The organism is Opitutus sp. sgz309028, assembly GCF_059821195.1.
This window is the reverse complement of sequence record NZ_JCAMRR010000002.1, coordinates 246630-266245: the sequence shown is the minus strand read 5'-3', so window position 1 is coordinate 266245 and position 19616 is coordinate 246630. Positions and strand designations below refer to the sequence as shown.

General features: G+C 65.1%; 9 protein-coding genes. 4 read left to right on the top strand and 5 right to left on the bottom strand.

Features of this window, described 5'->3' with window-relative positions:
- Positions 1-277 precede the first annotated feature (277 nt).
- Complete coding sequence (locus AC6RV7_RS06910; protein ID WP_500093183.1) at positions 278-8848, bottom strand: RCC1 domain-containing protein; 8571 nt, start codon at positions 8846-8848, stop codon at positions 278-280.
- A gap of 521 nt (positions 8849-9369) precedes the next feature.
- Between AC6RV7_RS06910 and AC6RV7_RS06905 the strand changes: the two genes are divergently transcribed.
- Positions 9370-10197 carry a response regulator transcription factor gene (locus tag AC6RV7_RS06905; RefSeq protein WP_500093182.1) on the top strand — a complete coding sequence of 276 codons (828 nt, stop codon included), beginning with the start codon at positions 9370-9372 and terminating at the stop codon, positions 10195-10197.
- 141 nt (positions 10198-10338) lie between these two features.
- Here AC6RV7_RS06905 and AC6RV7_RS06900 read toward each other — a convergent pair whose 3' ends face one another.
- From AC6RV7_RS06900 to AC6RV7_RS06890, 3 genes are all read right to left on the bottom strand, one after another.
- Positions 10339-11436, bottom strand: a complete 1098-nt coding sequence (locus tag AC6RV7_RS06900) for a PfkB family carbohydrate kinase (protein ID WP_500093181.1) — start codon at positions 11434-11436, stop codon at positions 10339-10341.
- Positions 11437-11652: 216 nt separating this feature from the next.
- On the bottom strand, positions 11653-12750 hold the full coding sequence (locus AC6RV7_RS06895; RefSeq protein WP_500093180.1) for an Ldh family oxidoreductase: 1098 nt from the start codon (positions 12748-12750) through the stop codon (positions 11653-11655).
- Positions 12751-12870: 120 nt separating this feature from the next.
- Positions 12871-13851, bottom strand: a complete 981-nt coding sequence (locus AC6RV7_RS06890; RefSeq protein ID WP_500093179.1) for a phosphoglycerate dehydrogenase — start codon at positions 13849-13851, stop codon at positions 12871-12873.
- 242 nt (positions 13852-14093) lie between these two features.
- On the opposite strand from AC6RV7_RS06890, the gene kduI reads away from it, so the two are divergent.
- From kduI to AC6RV7_RS06875, 3 genes are all read left to right on the top strand, one after another.
- On the top strand, positions 14094-14918 hold the full coding sequence (kduI, locus tag AC6RV7_RS06885) for a 5-dehydro-4-deoxy-D-glucuronate isomerase (RefSeq protein ID WP_500093178.1): 825 nt from the start codon (positions 14094-14096) through the stop codon (positions 14916-14918).
- A 23-nt stretch (positions 14919-14941) separates the two neighbouring features.
- Positions 14942-15709 (top strand): 2-dehydro-3-deoxy-D-gluconate 5-dehydrogenase KduD, encoded by a 768-nt coding sequence (kduD, locus tag AC6RV7_RS06880; RefSeq protein ID WP_500093177.1) that lies wholly within the window; start codon positions 14942-14944, stop codon positions 15707-15709.
- Between the two features lie 98 nt (positions 15710-15807).
- A complete protein-coding gene (locus AC6RV7_RS06875) occupies positions 15808-17019 on the top strand; it encodes a BT3233 family polysaccharide utilization protein (protein WP_500093176.1) in 1212 nt (403 codons plus the stop codon).
- Between the two features lie 1276 nt (positions 17020-18295).
- Here the strand turns inward: AC6RV7_RS06875 and AC6RV7_RS06870 are convergent.
- Entirely contained in the window at positions 18296-19615 is a 1320-nt protein-coding gene (locus tag AC6RV7_RS06870; RefSeq protein WP_500093175.1) for a pectate lyase family protein, read from the bottom strand.
- Position 19616 lies beyond the last annotated feature (1 nt).

Below are 19616 nucleotides of genomic sequence, written 5' to 3'. Positions count from 1 at the left end.
GCGTTGGATAAAAGACATGTGGATGGGCTGAACTCGCGAAGATGCGGCGCCGCCGTTGCGGCCGTCGAGCCTTGTAACGACGGCGCGACGCGTTTCTGAAATTTTTTATCGTTGTCGCCGACGCCGCCCTGCCGCCCCTGCAAAATGTATGCGCGCCAGATGCCACGCAGTCGCCAATTTATGAATACTGCAAGTCAGCGGCCGCACGTCGGACAAAACGCGGCCGCCCAGAAATTGGCCGCCTCGCGAAGCCCGCGAGGCGGCTTCGTGGAACGATTTACAGCGCCACCACGATCTGGTCGGTCACGTCCACGCCGTTCTCCACTAGCACGCCGGCGCCCGCCTGCGCGGGGATTTCATCGCCTTGTGACGTCGTGCCGGGCACGAACTTCAGCGCCGCGATGCCGCTCACCGTCACCGACGCGCCGTTGTCCTGTGCCAGGTTGCCACCCGTAATCTGCACCAGCGGCACCGCGCCGAACACCAGCACCGGCGTCGCCGAGTCGAACGCCGTCACGTCACCAATGTTCACCGGGCCCATGAACTCCACCCCTGGCGCATATACGCCCGTGAAGCCTTGGTTCGCGAAGTAGTGCGCGTTGCCTGTACGGATCGAACCAAACTTCCCGTTCGTGCTCTGGATCGCCACGAATGCGATGTTCGCCACGCCGTCGTAATCCACGCCGTCTTTGAACAGCGTCTGGTTCACCGCCGTGATCTTGCCCACCGTGAAGACGGTCAGGTGCGACGTCTCGTTCGCACCCGTGATCACCAGCCCCACGTGGCCTTTCACGTAATCGACACCAGGCTGGTTGTAGTTGGAGGCTGGAGACGGCGTCGACGCGTCGTCCATGACGACCGACAACGTGCCCGCCCCGCTGAACTCCACCTGCACGATGTCGTTCGACAGGTCGATGAACGACAGACGCGTGATCTTGTTCGGGTCGGCGGTCACCGATGCGCCGTTTCCTTCCAGCAACACCTGGTCGTAAATGTTGCCATTCGGATGCTGGATGTCGGAGCCGACCACATCGCCGCTGCCAATAACTTTCTCAGTGGTGTCGAGACCGACGATGACGGGGGCGCTTGTCCCGCTGCCGCCACCAGGGACCGTCGCCGTATAGGTGTAGAGACCCGCCACCGGCGGCTGCATGGCAGCGAGTGTCAGCGACCGCCCGCTGCCGTTCGGCAGGTTGGCGCCGTTGCGCTGCCAGGTGTAGTCAACGTTTGGATTGCTGTTGTGTACGATCAGCTCCGCCGTGCCGCCCACCGGCGGCGTCGGCACCTGCGTGGGTGTCGTGACCGTCGGGAGACCGACGGTGACGTTGAAGCGGCGATCGACGTTGGCCGCGGCGTCGAATTCGGCATCGCCCGCTTGCGAAGCGCGCACCGTGACGGTGCCCACCCCGGTCGCCGTCAGCGTGATGCCGGACAAGGTCGCGGGCCCGCTGATCACCGAGAACGACACCGGCAGACCGGAGCTCGCCGTCGCCGAGAGCGTGGCCGTTGCACCGATAATCAACTCGCCGGGACCGGTGAAGCTGATCGTCTGCGGGGCCGGGTTGACCGTCAGCACGCCGGCCTCGTAGGTGAACGTGTAGTGATCCGACACGCCACCGGACACCGTGATCGCGTAGGTCCCCACCGGAGAACTGGCCGTCGCCGTGGTCGAGGCGGTCGGCGCAGTCGTCAATGACGCCGCGGTGTCGCCGCCGAGCAGGCCCGCGTAGCTCACCGTCAGCGGCGGATTGCTGCTGCCATAGCGGCGGCTCTTCGCGTCGGCCTTCGCCGTCAGCGCCGCTTTGCCGATCGTCAACACCAGCGTCGACGCCGGTCCGATGCCACTGCCGTTCGTCGCGGTCAACTCGACATCAAACGTGCCCGTCTGCGTCGGCGCGCCGGTGATTTCACCGGTGCCAGCATCGAGGCTCAATCCGGTCGGCAGGCCCGTCGCCGCGTAACTCGTCGGCGTGTTCGTCGCCGTCACCGTGTAGCTGAACGACGTCTTGTAAGTACCGCTCGCCGTCAACGCGCTGGTGATCGCCGGCACGCTCGTCGCGCCGAGGGCGAGGTGCAGCGCGCCGGATTGCGCGGCCGGGGCGTCGGGCCAGCCCGCGACGTAACCATAGTCCGCGGGTGCACCGAGCCACTCGCCCAAGCCACCAGCGGTCGCCTCCGTGGTCGCGATTTCGTAATCGTCGGCCGTCGCGGCAAACACGATCCAATAGGTGGTGTCCGCCTCGAGCGAGATGCGCCCCGTCCAGACGCTGAGCGCGTGCGGCATCAGCGTATCCGGATTCTCAAGACCTCCGACCGTCGCACCGGGCATCCCGCCGTCGTCGCGGTGAACAGACACTGCGGGGGCGGCCCCCTGCACGTCGCCCAGTCGAAGGACGAGCGAGTTCAACGACAGCGGGCCGGCGGCCGCGGTGGTGAAACGCTGCGCCACCGCATTGGTCGTCGTCACTGTGCGAGTGCCATCGGCGGCGAGTGCCATCGTCTCGAAGACGTTGGCCGCGCCTGCGACGTAGAACTCGCCCGATTCAAACCTGCCATCGGCGATGGCGTTGCCTGCCAGGTCAACGATGCCGGTGCCGGCTCCGTTCAAATTGAGTCGGAGTGGCGCGATTTCCTCTCCGACCGTAGCGGTGACGTCGTAGGTGGCTGCGTCCAGCGCCGAGACGGATTCGACTTGCGCCCCCGTCTCGCCAGCGAGGGTCGTCACCGCAAAGTCGGCGACGTCGACACCCGTGACTTCACTGTCGAAGGCGACGCGCCAGGTCAGCGTTGCCGCATCGGAATGGACGGTCGCGGGCGACTGCCGAACGATCGAAACAACCGCCGGGGCGGTGTTGTCGACGGCGAAGGTCGTGCTGGCCGCAACGGCGTCGGCGAGATTACCGGCCAGATCGGCGGCCGTGCCGGCGGCGATCGCGAGCCCGAGCGTGCCGTCGCCGGTAATGTCGGAAACGGTGACGATGTAATCCGTGCCGTCGCCGGTGAGCGCAAGCGTGCCGTCCGCCGTGCCGGTTTTGTTCAGTGTGAGATCGCCGAGCGCCAGCGACGATGCATCGAAGTGGGAATCCGAATACGCGATCGCAAAGGTGACCGGTCCGGTGCGCGTGCGCGCGGAGGACGGCACACCGACCGTGACGACAGGGGCGGTGGTCTTGATCGTGATCTCGAGTGCATCCGACTCGCCGCTCGTGTTGTTCGCGGCGTCGGTCGCGGTCGCGACGATCGCGTGCGTGGCCGGCGCGAGGGCACTGGCAGTGATCGTCCAGTTGCCGGATTCATCGGCAGCACCGGTGCCGATCTGGCTGTCACCGGAGAACAACTTTACCGTCGCGCCCGCTTCGGCGGTTCCGGTGAAGGTGGGTGTGGTGACATTCGTGAGATTATCGTTGTTCGAACGGCCGGAATCGCTCGCCGCGATCAGATCGGGGGTGGAGGGAGCTCCGGGGGCGACGTCATCGACAACGGTGATCACGATCGCTTTCTCGAAGGATGCCTCCGCGGGATCTGTCGTTCGCAAGCGCACCGAGCAAGAGCCGGCGGCCAGCGCGGCGTCACCGATCTTCAGCGTCGCGCCAGCAACCGAAAACAAGCGGTTGTCCGTGTCGCCGTCGCCGTTCGCGAATGCGTAGGTGTGGATATCGTCGGCATCGGCGTCGTTCGTTGTGAGCGTGCCGATGATCGCGCCGGCGAGCGCGGCGGATTGGTTGATCGATTCGCTCGAGAGCGCGAGGTCGCTGGGCGCGGCGTTGTTCGCGAGGACGAAGGTGACGTCGTTGGTTGCGCTCGGCGCCGTATCCGCGAGGGCATTGCCGGCGGTGTCGGCGAGATCCTGGCCGGCGGCAAACGCGAGCGTGACCGTAGCGTTGAGCCCGGCGAGATCGCCGCCGGAGATCGTCACGTCGTAGGCCGCTCCACCGCTATCGGGGACGGCGGCAACGCTTATCGTGGCCGTGGTGCCGGAAACGGTGAAATCGCCAGCATCCACATTCGCGACGGCTTCGCTAAACGTGACGCGCCAGACGAGCGTGTCGGCATCGGTCGGGGAGGTCGCAGGCGATTGCCGCTCGATTGACACCACTTGAGGCGGATCGGCGTCGACCACCGTGATCGTGAACGTTCGATCAAACGTGAGCCCCGCAATATCCGTGCTTCGAATACGCACGGAATAACTGCCCGCCGGCAGCGCGATAGCCCCGACTTTCAACACCGCGCCGTCGAGCGTGAAGGAGGCGTTGTGCGTATCGCCCTCGCCGCTCACGAAGCTGTAGGTGTGCGCGTCGTCCGCGTCGGGATCGATCGTGTTGAAGGTGGCGACCGTCGCGCCGGCGCTGGCGGCGGACGCGGCGATGGACGCGGCGGAGAGTTCCACGTCCGAAGGCGCGGAATTGGAAACCGCAACCGCCACGGTGAAAGCGGCTCCTGGTGAAGTGGCGAGGGCCAGGATGCGGCGATCGGCGAGATCGGTGGCGGCGGCGCCGGGCGTCAGGCTGTCGGTGGTGGTGCCGTTACCGAGTTGGCCCATGCCGTTCTCGCCCCAACCGAAGGCTTTCCCGGAGCGGCTCACCGCGAGCGAAAAATCATAGCCGGCGGCGATGGCTACAATGTCCTCGCCGGTGAGCGCGCCGCCCACGGCGACCGGTGTCGATCGACTGGTGCTCGTGCCGTCCCCCAGGCGGCCGGATGCATTGGAGCCCCAGGCGAACACCTGCCCGTCGTCGCTTAGGGCCAGCGAGTGCCCGCTCCCCGCAGCGATCGCGATGATGCGCTTGCCGGCAAGCGCGCCCGACGAAACGACTGCCACCGGTGCCGCCCGGTCCGTGTTCGTGCCATCGCCAAGCTGGCCCACGGCGTTATAGCCCCAAGCGAAGACCTCACCATTGCTGCTCAATGCGAGCGAATGAGCCGCACCGGCCGCGATCGCCACGATCGTCTTACCGGCCAGCACACCGGATGTCGGGACGGCCACTGGCGTCGATCGCAAGCTGGTCGTGCCGTCGCCCAACTGGCCCCGGGTATTGTCACCCGATGCGAAGACCTGGCCGTCGCTGCTTAATGCCAATGAATGACTGTAACCTGCGGTCATCGCGACGATGGTCTTGCCCGCAGCCGCTCCCGATGTGAAGGCAGGCACCGGGGTGGCGGGACTAGTGGTCGTGTCGTTACCGAGTTGTCCGCTTGAATTGATGCCCCAACCTGCCAGCTCCCCATCGCTCGAAAGGATCAGGCGCCACTGATTCCCGCCCGCAACGGCGACGGAGGTTTTCCCATTGATCAGGCCTTCGGAGCCGAGGACCGCCATCGTGCTGTAGAGCGTCCCCTGAACGTAACCTACACCATACAGCAGGCCTTCACTGGTAACGAAGTAGGAAGCGCCAAACTGCTGGTTGAAGGCCCACTCGATGCCGATCCCGGCGATGGTTTTGCCCGCGAACGTGGAGGTGTTCACGGCTGCGGCGGATGAGGCGTTCGCGGTGGTGCCGCGCCCGAGCTGACCCACGCCATTGCTTCCCCATCCAAACGCGTCGGAGCCGGGCGGCACGAGGCGGAGCGTGGAGGTGTCAGGGGGCGTAAACGTGAGCGATCCTGCGCCGATGAAACCGCCGTTGGCCTCGACCGGCGAGTTGACGACCAGACTTCCGGCAACCACGTCCGCCGGCAGGATCCAGTAGCGGAAAGTCAGCCTCGTGGTGCCGCTCCCGGAAACGTAATGCGCGTAGCGCGTGGCATCTCCGATCGTGAGCCCGAACCGCGGCGTGCCATGGGTGGTGTCAACCAGCACGGGCTGATTGAACGCCACCGTGAAATCGATCACGCGCCCGGCATAATGCGCGCCTGTCGGGGCGGAGACGCCGACGACGCTCACCTGCGAGACATCGACGATGTTGATCGCAAGCGCCTGCTCGAGCACCGCACCGGCGAGATCGGTCACACGAAAGCGAACGGAATAGGTGCCAGCGGCGAGTGCAGCGTCGCCGATTCTCAGCGTTTCGCCGTCGAAGCTGAACGCCGCGTTGTGCGTATCGCCTTCGCCGGCGACGAACCCGATCGTGTGAACGTCGGCCTCGTCGTCGGTGACCGCAAGCGTGCCGATGGTGGCGCCGGCGGTCGCGTCGTCGACCAGCAGATAGGTGTTGGAGAGCACGAGGGCCGCGGGCGTGGTGTTCGCGGTGGCGAGGACGTAGAGATTTTTGCTGTACGAGAGGGAGCCGGCGGAACCGGTCCTGGGCAGGACGAGACTGGCGTCGTTGCCATCCGCATCACGAATGGTGCCTCCAGCCAGCGAGAGCGGATTCACGGCGAAGTAATCAAGTACCCCTTCCTTGAAAAGCGGACGCGGATCGCTGTGCTGGGAAGACCTGTCGCCAGGGCGAACGGTGTAGCGGAAAAACAATTCCGCGGTGCCGGAACCGCTTTCGTAGGTCGCAGCCCGGTCGAGGGTGCCGGTCTCGAGGGTGAGTGTCGGCGTGCCGGTGACGAAGACCACATCCGAGTAGGTGATACGCACGAGAAACGTGTGGCCATTCCGGTAGGTTCCGTTGGCGACGAGGCTGTCTACGCCGGTGACCAGGCGGTTGCTGACGGCGACGGTGAGCGCCTTTTCGAACGTGGTATCGCTCGCGTCCGTTACGCGGATACGCACGGAGTAGACGCCGGCGGTGAGCGGGGAACCGGCGATCTTCAGCGTCGCGCCATCGAGCACGAAAGAGGCGTTGTGCGTGTCGCCCTCGCCGGCGACGAAGCTGTAGGTGTGCACGTCCCCATAATCGGAGTCGACGGCCTGGAGGGTTCCGACCGTTTCTCCGGCGAGCGCGTCCGCGGGGAAAAGAGTATTGCTGGAGAGATAGAGATCGCGCGGGGCGTTGTTGGCCGCAGCGGCGATGCGGATGGCCGCATTGGCGGAGAGCGAACCCGGCTCGCCCGGCGCCGGCAGCGTAAGCGTGGCGTCGTTGCCCGCCGCGTCGCGAATCGTGCCGCCGTTGAGCGCGAGCGCGTCAGCGGAGACGTAGTCGAGATCGGGCGAGCTGTCGCCGGGGCGCACGGTGTATCGGAACTCGAGATACGGGGTGCCGGAGCCGCTCTCATAGGAAGCGATGCGGTCGATGGCGCCGGTTTCGAGCGTGAGCTGCGGCGTGCCGGTTACGGCGACGGCGTCGGAGAAGGTGACGCAAATGAGAAACGAGGCTCCGCTCCCCTTCGTGCCGGCGGTGGTGAGGCCGTGGACGGCGACGGCGGTGGGCGGGGCGACAGTAACGCTGATGATTTTCTCGAATGTCGCAGCGCCCGCATCGGTCGTTTTCACGCGCAGCGAGTAAGTGCCCGGCGCGAGCATCGAAGCGCCGAGTTTCAGGGTGGCACCGTCGATGACGAACGAGCTGTTGTGCGTGTCGCCTTCACCCGAGACCAAGGCATACGTGTGGACGTCGCCCGCGTCATCGGTTGAAGCAAAGGTGCCAACAGTTGCACCGGCGACGGCGGCGGATTGAGCGATCGTGGCGGAGGACAGCGAGATGTCCGTGGGGGCGGCGTTGGGGAAGGTTTCGCTCACCACGGAAACCCCGGCCGGCTGCCATGCGATCCCTGAGACCGCGAAATGCAGCTTCTTTCCTTCGGCGACCTCGATCCCGGTGGCCAGCGGCGCTCCGCCTTCCAGGCTGAAATCGGTGTCGCCGATTCGCTTTGTATGAATGCTGAGTGTGCCGGTGCGGGTGTCGAAGTGGAGCCGGATGCGCTCACCCACCTCCTTGAAGATCGATCCGAAGTTCGACGCGACGCCTTCAACGGCCTTCTGAGCCTCCCACCCCCGGAAGCCCCACTCGCGTGACTTCGCGCCGAGATCGTGAAAACTCGTGTCACTGAATGGGATCTCGGCGATGCCGTAGATGAAACCCTCCCGACCAGGCCAGTAACCGGTGGCTTCGATTTGAAACTCGATCGTGTAGATGCCCTCGCCGCGTTCGCCGATCGCGGGCTCCCACGTCGCAATGGAGTATTTGCCGGTGGTCGTCGGGAACCAGTGTTCCGGGTTGGCGCGGTTGAAGCCGGCGCCGGTCTGAGGGCTGTTGGAAACGGTGAGCGTGAAGGCGTTCTCGAAGGTATTGCCTCCGACGTCGGTGGTGCGAACGCGCACCGAGTAATTCCCGACCGCGAGGTTTGGCGTGGCGACAAGGAGCGCGTCGCCGTCGATCGCGAACGAGCCGTTGTGCGTGTCGCCCTCGCCGGCAACAAGGGTGTAGGTGTGCGCGTCGCCCGAATCCGAATCGGTGGTGGAAAGCGTGCCGATCGCGGCGCGCACGACGGCCATCCGCTCGTGGATGCGCGTGGAAGAAAGCGTGAAGCCAGTCGGAGCCGTGCCACGGCCGTCGATCACGAACGCTTCGTTGGCGGCCAGCGAACCGCTGGCGCCGGGTGCGGGCAGCGTGAGCGTAGCGTCGTTGCCGTCCGCATCGAGAATCGTGCCCCCGTTGAGCGCCAGCGCCGTCGTCGAAACATAATCAAGGTCGGGCGACGTGTCGCCGAGTTGCACCGTGTAACGGAAAAATAGATACGTCGTGCCCGAGCCGCTTTCGTAGGGGATTACGCGATCGACGTCACCGGTCTCGAGCGTGAGCGTCGGCGTGCCGGTGACGACAACGGTGTCGGAGAAGGTGACACGGATCGTAAACGTGTCCCCAACGACCTTGGTGCCGGCACTGGTGATCCCGTGCACGGCGGTGGGCGCAGCCGCGCCAAGGGCTGCCGGAAGGGCACCTCCGAGGCCGAACAGCAGAACTGAACTTCGTGCCACAAAGGATAGGGCGAACGCGAGGAGGCGGTATCTGGAGAACGGCATGATGGAAGCGGAGAGGTGTGGAGAATCGTTGCTGGAGATCGGGGGATCAGCGGGGCCTGCGGCGCGGGCGATTGCTGGAAGCGGCCGCGGGAGGCGTGGCGCCCGTCAGCCAGATCGTGGCGGATGTGCAGTCCGGCGACATGGTGACGACCAGGCCGGGTTCGGTTTTCGTGCCCACGCGCATGGAGCGGGACGTGGAGCGTGATTCACAGGCGGCCGCACGCGGGCTCTCGGCGGGTTTCGGTTTCTTTCGTGGCATGCGGGAAAAGCGGACGCGCATGCCGCGGCGCGGCTCGGGCGAGAGCCACCGTTCGGGAAAAGGCTGCGCGGAAGTGGAAACGCGCGTCGGGTGTGCGGGACCTGCCGTATCCTAAAGAGAAACGGCGGAGCTCACCATCCCCCGACCGTAGGGGGTGCTCCTGACCGAATTGTCAGAGGTGAGGCCGTGACGGACGTTCGCAGCGGCGCGAGAAATCAATGCTCCACATCCGCGTCTGCGGCGTATTCCCCAGCCCAACCTGATGATTCGGCTCTCCGCCCAAGATCTCTCCGCCTACAGCGAAGCATGTCATGTGCTCTACGCGCCGGGCCTCACGCTCGAGACGTATGCGGCCCGGAGCTTCGATTTCATCGGCCGCATCGTCAGCAAGGAGTTTGTCGCATTCGGGTCGCTGGACGTCGCGAAGATGAAACTCGACATCGGCTTCGACACGCCCGTCCCCGAGTTCCCGCGCGCGATGGCTGCGTTTGGCCAGATAATGATGCAGTATCCACTCTATCGCTGGGACCCGAAAGTGAACGAAGGGCGGCCATTTTATCGCAGCGACTTTTTCACCGCGCGCCAGTTTCGCGAACTCGACATTTACCGCGACTGCATGCGGCTGCTGCCGAGCGACAATCACTGTGCCGTGCACGTGCCGGCAGGCGACGACGAGATCGCTTTTTTCGGAATCGAACGCTGGCGCGGCCCGGACTTTTCGTCACGCGACCGCGCCGTGATCGCCCTCGCGCAGCAACACCTGGCCAACGCGCGTCAGCTCGCGAAATTGAAGGCGGAGGAAGACGTCGACGGCGTGGACGCGGCGGCGCTGACGCAGGCCGGGCTCACGCCGCGCGAAGCCGACGTGCTGGCGTGGCTCGCGGAAGGCAAAACGAACGTCGAGATCGCGACGATCCTCGGGATCAACGTCCAGACGGTGAAGGATCATGTCTCGGCGATTTTCCTGAAAACCGGCGCACCCAACCGGCTCGCCGCCACGCTCTGGGCGCTGCGCACCTGCCGGAAATACGGACGGCACGCAGGACCGCGGCCGCACTTCGTGAAAGTGCCCGTCCGGCTGCTGAGTTGAGCGGCGCGAAGGCCGGACTGGGCCGGGCCCCTCCGATCTTCGGACGCCTGGGAGGCCTCCCTACCTCGGAGTCGCTATTTCGGAAATCGTGCGTGGCCCGCTCCGTGAGGAGCGGGACTCACGCCGAAACGAACTCCGCGCTCAGCGCACCACGCGGGCGCCACCGCCCTTGATCTGCTTCTCGACTTCCTTGCGCGTCGCCATGGACGTGTCGCCGGGCGTCGTCGACGCCAGCGCGCCGTGGGCCGCGCCATACTCGACCGCCTTCTGCGGGTCGTTGAATTCCATGAAGCCGAACTGCACGCCGCTGGCGAACGAGTCGCCGCCGCCGACGCGGTCGAGGATCTCGAGCTCCGCATACTTGCGGCTCTCGTAGAACTTGCCGTCGTGCCAGAGGATGGCGCTCCAGTCGTTCTTCGTCGCGGTGATCACGCGGCGCAGCGTCGTGGCCGCGACCTTGAAATTCGGATACGTTTTCACCGCCGTCTGGATCATGTCCTTGAACGCGTCCGTCTCGATCGTGCTGATGTTGTGATCGACGCCCTTCACCTCGAAGCCGAGCGAAGCGGTGAAGTCCTCCTCGTTGCCGATCATCACGTCGACATACTTCGCGATCTCGCGGTTGACCTCCTGCGCCTTCTTCAGGCCGCCGATGGTCTTCCAGAGCGAGGGGCGGTAGTTGAGATCGTAGGACACGATCGTGCCGTGCTTGTTGGCGGCCTTCACCGCCTCGATCGTCAGCGCCGCGGCGCTCTCCGACAGGGCCGCGAAGATGCCGCCGGTGTGAAACCAGCGCGCGCCGAGCTTGCCGAAGATGTGATCCCAGTCGAAGTCGCCGGGCTTCAGCTGCGAGGCGGCGGTGTTGCCACGATCGGGCGCGCCGACGGCGCCGCGAATGCCGAAGCCGCGCTCGGTGAAGTTGAGGCCGTTGCGGACAGTGCGGCCGATGCCGTCGTCCTCGCGCCACTTGATGAAGTCGGTCGCGACGCCGCCCTGCATGATGAAGTCCTCGACGAGGTGGCCGACCTCGTTGTCGACGAACGCGGTGCAGACGGCGGTCTTGTAGCCGAAGCATTTCCGGAGGCCGCGCGACGTGTTGTATTCGCCGCCGCCTTCCCAGACCTTGAATTCACGGGCCGTGCGGATGCGGCCCTCGCCGGGATCGAGGCGAAGCATGACTTCGCCGAGCGAGATCTGATCGAATGCGCAGGAGTTCGCGGGTTTGATTTGGAGGCTCATGGGGAAAAAAGAAGAAAAGGGTTAACCACGAAACACACGAACGACACGAAAGCCGAGCCGATCGGAAGGCCGTCCACGGAACACACGGAAGACACGGAAATCAGACATACACTCATGAACGATAGGCTGGGCGTCTTCCGTGTCTTCCGTGTATTCCGTGGGCAAATCAGATCGATCCCTTTCGTGTGTTTCGTGGTTTTCGTGGTTTCTAGATAATCACTCGGCGACTTTGAGGTCGGCGAGGTTCCATTTGGGCTGGCGGATTTCGCCGGCGATTTCGTTGAAGGCGTTGACCTCCGCTTCGGAGAACAACAAGCCGCCGTTCTTCGCGCTGCGCGCCGCCGCCTGCGCTTCGAGCTGGCCGGGCAGCATGCAGCTCTCGTTGCCGTGGCCGAGGATGTCGGCGATCACCGCCTTCACGTTCTCCGCTTGCGTGCGGCCTTTCGCAAAGGCGCCCGCATTCATCGCGTCGGGGTGCCAGACCTGGAAGAAAAACGCGCACGTGCCTTTCTCGCCTTCGGTGACCTGATCCCAGCGGTTGCGGATCGTCGGCAGCGAGCCGCCGATGAAGGCGCCGACGATCTCGTTCAACAATGCAAGACCGTAACCCTTGTGCGCGCCAAACGGGATCAGGTATTTCGCCTTGGTCGGGTCGGTGGTCGGCTGGCCGTTTTCGTCCACGGCGGCGTTGGGCGGAAGCTGTTTGCCTTCGCGCGCGAGCTGCTGCACGCGGCCCATGGCGACGACGCTCGTCGCCCAATCGATCACGATCGGATAACCGATCGCGTCCGTCGTCGGAAAACCCCACGAGTGCGGATTCGTGCCGAGCGTCGGATATTTGCCGCCAAACGGCACGACCTCGGCCAGGGCTGCGGTGCAGTTGGTGTAGGCGATGTAGCCGCGACGCGCCGCGTCCATCACGTAGCCACCGCCCCAGAGGTAGTGGAACGCGTTGTCGACCGAGACCATGCCGACGCCGTATTTGTCGGCGAGTTTGATCGCCTGCTCGATCGCGGCGTAACCGGTCGCCTGGCCGAGCTTTTTGTTGGCGTTCCACACGGCGGCGCCGCGGAAACGCGTCTTCACCTTCTCGATCTTCGCCTTCGGCACGCAGCCGCCGGCGCCGGAGCCGAAGAGGTGGTCGAGGTGCAGCGCCTTGAGGCCGTTGTGCGTGCGGATGCCGTGGCGCGTGGCCTCGGCGCAGAAGCGCGCACCGGCGCCGGCCTCCTGGCTGCTGTAACCACGTTTCTTATACGCAGCGGCGACAAGGGCGTTGTGCTGTTCTTCCGGGACGACGTAGAAAGTTTCGGACATGGGAGGAGGAAGTTGAGAGTTCAGAGTTGAGAGTTGAGAGCAGAACAGCCGTAAGTTGGGAAGGCCTGATCGGATCGGCTTCTCAACTCTCGGCTCTCAACTCTCAACTGCGCGTCGTCTTCAGACGACGCGCTTCACCGGCACTTCCGGATTGACCTGCGCGAGCGGCTTTTCGCCGTGCATCGCGGCGATGAGGTTCTTCACCGAGGCGAGCGCCTGGCGCTGCACGCTCTCGTGCGTGCGCGAGCCGATGTGCGGCGTGCAGACGACGTTCGGCAGCTTCAACAGCGGGTGGTCCGCGGCCGGCGGTTCGTGATCGAGCACGTCGGTGCCGTAGCCGCCAACCTGCCCGCTCTTCAACGCCTCGACCAGGTCGCTCGTGTGCACGATCTCGCCACGGGCGCAGTTCAGGATCAGCACGCCCTTCTTCATCTTCGCGATGTTCTTCGCGTTGATCAGGTCGCGCGTTTCCGGCGTCAGGTTCGTGTGCAGCGAGAGGTAGTCCGAGGCCGCGAAAATCTCGTCGAGCGTCGCCGCGCGCTTCACGCCGTGCTCCGCCGCAAACTTCTCGTCCCAGTAAACGTCGTAGCCGATCGGGTGCATGCCGAACGCCCGCGCGCGGATCGCGACTTCCTTGCCGATGCGGCCGAGACCCACGATGCCGATCGTCTTGTCCAGGAGTTCGTGACCGGTCTTGCGCTTCCACCCGCCCGAACGCGTCGAATCGGTGTGGAAGAGGAAATTCTTCTCGAGCGCGAGCAGCAGCAGAAACGTATGCTCCGCCACCGTCGTGTGATTCACGCCCGGCGTGAAAAGCAGCGGAATCCCGAACTCCGTGCACGATTTCACGTCGATCTTGTCGACGCCGATGCCGTATTTGGAAATCACCTTCAGCCGGGGGCGGGCCTTCTCGAGGACCGCGCGCGTGATCATGTCGTCGCCGCAGATATAGCCGTCGACCTCGCCGACGAGCGCGAGGGTGTCGGCTTCGTTCAACGGGCCGCGCGCGCGGACGATTTCCCAGCCGGTGGAGGCGAGCAGCTCGTGGTGCGCGCCCGGGGTGTCTTGAAAGGACGTGGTGGTGAGGAGAACGCGAGTCATGGGGAAGAAACGACGATGGTTGCCACCGACACAAATCACAATCCCCGCGCCGACCAAGGCCTTTCTGGCCATGGTCAACAATGCGACAGTAAACGCCCGTGCCGCGCGGTGCCGGGCGTGACAGACGAAGGTCTCGGTCTCCCCAACGCCGATGTTTCGCGACACGCGCCCGCTGCGGCCGCGTGCCAACTGTCAACCGACGAAGCCATTGCCATTTCCCTCCGCCCTGCTCCTTTAACCTGATGAAGCTGCATTATTCCCCCTCCCCCGCCGAGGCCAACGTGCTCGGCACCGAGCAACTCCGCTCCGCCTTTCTGATCGGCGACCTTTTCAAGCCCGGCGAGATCACCGCGCACTACACCGATCTCGATCGCATGATCCTCGGCGCCGCCGTGCCGACCAACGCCGCGCTCGGCCTGCCCAACGCCAAGGAAACCGGCACGAGCTTCTTCCTCGAGCGTCGCGAAATCGGCATCATCAACGTCGGCGCCGCCGGCGTGATCAAGGTCGGCGGCGAGCGCTTCGAGATGAACAATCTCGACTGCCTCTACATCGGTCTCGGCGAACGCGAGGTTTCGTTCGAAAACGGCTCCGCCGGTCAGGCGCAGTTCTTCTACATCAGCACGCCAGCGCACGCGAAACATCCGACGGCCCACTCGACCCGCGACAAAAACATCGGCGCGCCGATCGGCGATCCCGCCAAGGCGAACCGCCGCCGGATCAACAAATTCATCCATCCCGACGGCATCAAGAGCTGCCAGCTCGTCATGGGCTGCACCGAATTCGAAAGCGGCAGCGTCTGGAACACCATGCCGCCGCACACGCACTCGCGCCGCACGGAGATCTATCTCTATTTCGACCTCGGTTCCGACATCGTCGTGCACCTGATGGGCGAGCCGCAAAAAACCCGTCACCTCATCGTGCGCGACCGCGAAGCCGTGCTCTCCCCGTCGTGGTCGATCCACTCCGGCGCCGGCACCGGCAGCTATCGTTTCATCTGGGCGATGGGCGGTGACAATCAGGTCTTCTCCGACATGGACGGCGTCGCCCCGACCGATCTCCGCTAACCCACGCCTCCGTTTCCAATCCCATGAGCAACATCCTGGATAAGTTCAAACTCGACGGAAAAGTCGCCCTCGTCACCGGCGCCGCCCGCGGCCTCGGCCAGGGCATGGCCCTCGCGCTCGCCGAAGCCGGCGCCAACGTCGTCGCGGTCGACATGCTGCCCGCCGACGACACGAAGAAGCAGGTCGAGGCGCTCGGCCGCAAATGCCTCACCATCGCCGCCAACCTCTCCGATCGCGCCGCGATCCCGCAGGTCGTCGCCACCGCGCGGCAGACGTTCAGCACCCTCGACGTGCTGGTGAACTGCGCCGGCATCATCCGTCGCGAGGATTTCGTGAACTTCTCCGAGAAGGATTGGGACGATGTCATGGGCATCAACATCGACGCCGTGTTCTTCCTCTCGCAGGCGTTCGTCCGCGACGCGATCGCGCGCAACGCGCCCGCGAAGATCATCAACATCGCCTCGATGCTGTCGTTCCAAGGCGGCATCCGCGTGCCGTCCTACACCGCCTCGAAGAGCGCGGTGCAGGGCATCACCCGCCTCATGGCCAACGAGCTCGCGTCGAAGGGCATCAACGTCAACGCCATCGCCCCCGGCTACATGGCGACCGACAACACCGCGCCGCTCCGCGCCGACGAAAAACGCAGCGCCGCGATTCTCGATCGCATCCCCGCCGCGCGCTGGGGCACGCCCGACGATCTGAAGGGCGCCGCGGTGTTTCTCGCCTCGCCCGCCTCCGACTACGTCAACGGCTACACCATCGCCGTCGACGGCGGCTGGCTCGCCCGCTGATTGTTTCCAGCCCTGCGTCCCCCCGGCGCAGGGCTGTTTCGTTTTTCGCCCGCTCCCCCGAGCGGGCTTACCCTTTTCCCGACAACCCGTAGTTACCGATGAAACTCCGTCTGCTCGCCCTGCTCCTCCTCGCCGCCCCGTTCGCGCTGGCGGCCGACCGCGTGACGATCACCGTCACCCACGACCTTGCGATCGCGCGTCCCTCCGAGACGATCACCGTGCCGTGGTCGAAGATTTCCGAAGCCCTGCCCGGCGCGCTGCTTCAGAAAATCGCGGTCCGCGACAGCCGCGGCCAGAGCTTGCCGTATCAGGTGACTAACGTCGCGCCTGAGGCCAAGGACCCGCAGAACAAGGGCGTCGCCTACGGCGACCTGATTTTCCAGCACAACTTCGCCGCCGGCGAAAAGTCCGCGACCTTCACCGTCGAGAAGATCGACGAGGTCGCCCCGGTCTTTCCGACCAAGGCGTTTGCGCGCTACATTCCCGAGCGGCTCGACGACTTTGCATGGGAAAACGACAAGATTGCCCACCGCACCTACGGCCCCGCGCTCGCGGCGCCGGACACGGAAAAACGCGGCAAGGAAGTGCTCGTCACCAGCGGCCTCGACGTCTGGTGCAAACGGGTGAGCTACCCGATCGTCGATCGCTGGTATAACAAGGGCCACGACCACTATCACCACGACGAGGGCGAGGGCATGGACATGTATCAGGTCGGGCCGAGCCGCGGCTGCGGCGGCACCGGTATCTGGGACGGCACTACGCTCGCCGTGGGCCGCAACTACAAAACGTGGAAGATCATCGCCAACGGCCCGATCCGCGCGATCTTCGAGCTCACCTACGACGCGTGGGACGCCCACGGCCGCCAGGTCGCCGAAACGAAGCGCTTCACCGTCGATGCGGGTCACAACCTCGATCTGATCGAGAGCACCTTCAAACTGGCGGAAGGTGCGGCGAACGAACTGACCGTGGCGGTCGGCCTCAACAAGAATCCCGCGGATCGTGGCCAGGATCCGCAGATCCAGGTTTCGCGGAGCAAGGAAAACGCTTCGCTCACCCAGTGGGTCGTGCAGAAGACCAACGATTCGCTCGGCACCGCGGTGGTGATGGATCCGGCGGCGTTCGCCGGCTTCGCCGAAGACGAGCGCAATCTCCTGGTGCTCGCGAAGGCGCAGCCGGGCAAACCGGTTCGTTATCTGGCCGGCGCTGGTTGGTCCCGCGCCGGTGAGTTCACGAGCGAGCAAGCGTGGAACGACTACGTCGCCGCCTGCGCCGCCCGCCTGAATTCCCCGGTCAAAGTCTCGTTGAAGTAAACGCGATCGCGCCACGGATCCGGTAGGGACGCCTCTCCGAGGCGTCCGCTGCTTCGCCCGCGCCATTCCCATTCGCGCAGCGCGCGCCGAACCCAGGACGCGTGAGGACACGCGTCCCCACCCTCGGAGTGGCGATCGGGACGATCGCCTCTACCTCAGCTTCGACCACGGAATGCACAGAACGCACGGAATGCCGCGCGGCCTCAGCATTCTGTGCTTTCTGTGCACTCTGTGGTTCTAAAGCCCGGGGCACAGTCTGCAGTTCTCGCCACCCTATTCGCGCAGCGCGCGCCGAACCCAGGACGCGTGGGGACACGCGTCCCCACCCTCGGAGTGGCGATCGGAACGATCGCCGCTACCTCAGATTGGACCACGGAGTGCACAGAACGCACGGAATGGCCGCGCGGCCTCAGCATTCTGTGCTTTCTGTGCATTCTGTGGTTCTAAAGCCCGGGGCACAGTCTGTAGTTCTCGCCACCCTACTCGCGCAGCGCGCGCCGAACCCAGGACGCGCGGGGACACGCGTCCCCACCCTCGGAGTGGCGATCGGGACGATCGCCGCTACCTCAGCTTGGACCACGGAATGCACAGAACGCACGGAATGGCCGCGCGGGCCCTTTCAGCAGCCCGTGCATTCCGTGCATTCTGTGGTTCTAGATCCCGGGTCGCAGACTGCCGCTCTTGCCACGCTGTTCGCACCGTGCGCGCATAATCCAGGACGCGTGGGGACACGCGTCTCCACCCTCGGAGTGGCGATCGGGACGATCGCCGCACCTCAGATTGGACCACGGAGTGCACAGAACGCACGGAATGGCCGCGCGGCCTCAGCATTCTGTGCTTTCTGTGCATTCTGTGGTTCTAAAGCCCGGGGCACAGTCTGTAGTTCTCGCCACCCTACTCGCGCAGCGCGCGCCGAACCCAGGACGCGTGGGGACACGCGTCCCCACCCTCGGAGTGGCGATCGGGACGATCGCCGCTACCTCAGCTTGGACCACGGAATGCACAGAACGCACGGAATGGCCGCGCGGGCCCTTTCAGCAGCCCGTGCATTCCGTGCATTCTGTGGTTCTAGATCCCGGGTCGCAGACTGCCGCTCTTGCCACGCTGTTCGCACCGTGCGCGCATAATCCAGGACGCGTGGGGACACGCGTCTCCACCCTCGGAGTGGCGATCGGGACGATCGCCGCACCTCAGATTGGACCACGGAGCGCACAGAACGCACGGAATGGCCGCGCGCGCCCTTTCAGCAGTCCGTGCATTCCGTGCACTCTGTGGTTCAAGATTCCGAGCTGCGCTGCGACGCGCGATGATGCAGATACAGCTCCAGCTCGCTGTAGCCCGATTTCGTCAGCCGCGCGCTGTCGGCGCCATGCTGCGGATCCAGCCCATGCGCACGTTCCCAGGCGTCCGGCAGGCCGTCGCCATCGCTGTCCGGCGGTGCTTCGCCTCCGAGCACCGCGGGTTGCCCGCCCACCAACGCTTCGCCGCGGGGATCCTGGTGTGAGATCGTGGCGCCTTTCCTCCCGAGCGAATGCAGCTCTGCGATCAGACGCCGGTCGACCGCATCGCGCCGCAACGAGCAGCCCGCCTCCGCCGCCACGCGCGCAAACGCCTCCGCCGCGCTCACCACCGTGACCGGCACGAGCGGCGTCATCGCCGGTGCCTCCGTGAACGTCGGCAGCGTGTAGCGCTCTTCGTCCGGCCGGTGAAACTCCTCCGGCCGCGCCGCGCGTCCGTCGAGCACGCCGTTGCGATCGAGATCGATGACGTTGTCGTGCTGATACACGTGATCCGACGCGAGAAACTGGCCTGCGAAGCGATCGTTCGAGGACGGTCCGGCGACGAAGTAATTCCCGATCACATCGAGCCAGCGATCGGCCGCCGAGTGCCCGCCGCACAATCCGGTGTAGCCCCAGTTGTAGACGACGTTGTTGATATACTGGATCGTGCCTTTCGCCTTCGGATTCCGGCTCTCGTTGCTCATCCACAGATTGTAGCTGAGCGTCACGTTTTCGACCGAGTCGACCAGCGCGCCGAAGCTTTGCGGATGGATGGCCTCCGCCATGAAACAGTGCTGGATCGTGATGTCGCGGCTCTGGACCGTGATGCCGAGATCGTCCCAACGGCCCCACTGGATCGAGCAGTGATCGACGATGACGTTGCGCGCACGGTCCATCCCAAGGGCCTTCTTGCCGCGATCGCCGGCCATACCCTGACGAAAGCGCAGGTAGCGAATGATGATGTTGCTCCGGCCGCCGAGCGAAACGCTGCGTCCATATAAACATATCCCCTCGCCCGGCGCGGTCTCACCCGCGATCGTGAGATTGTCGCTCACGGTAACGTTGTCCTCGAGACGGATCACGCCGCCGACGGCGAACACGACCGTGCGGTTCGGCTGGCTGACGGCGTCGCGGAACGAGCCTGGCCCGTGATCGGCGAGCGTGGTGACGCGATAGACTTCTCCGCCGCGCCCGCCGGTCGCGAGCGCGCCGAAACCTTCGGCGCCGGGAAACGCGGGCAGCGGAGCCGCGGCCCGCGCGAGAGCGGCCGAAACGAGGAGAACGACGAGCGGAAATATGCGAATGAGAAGCGCCATC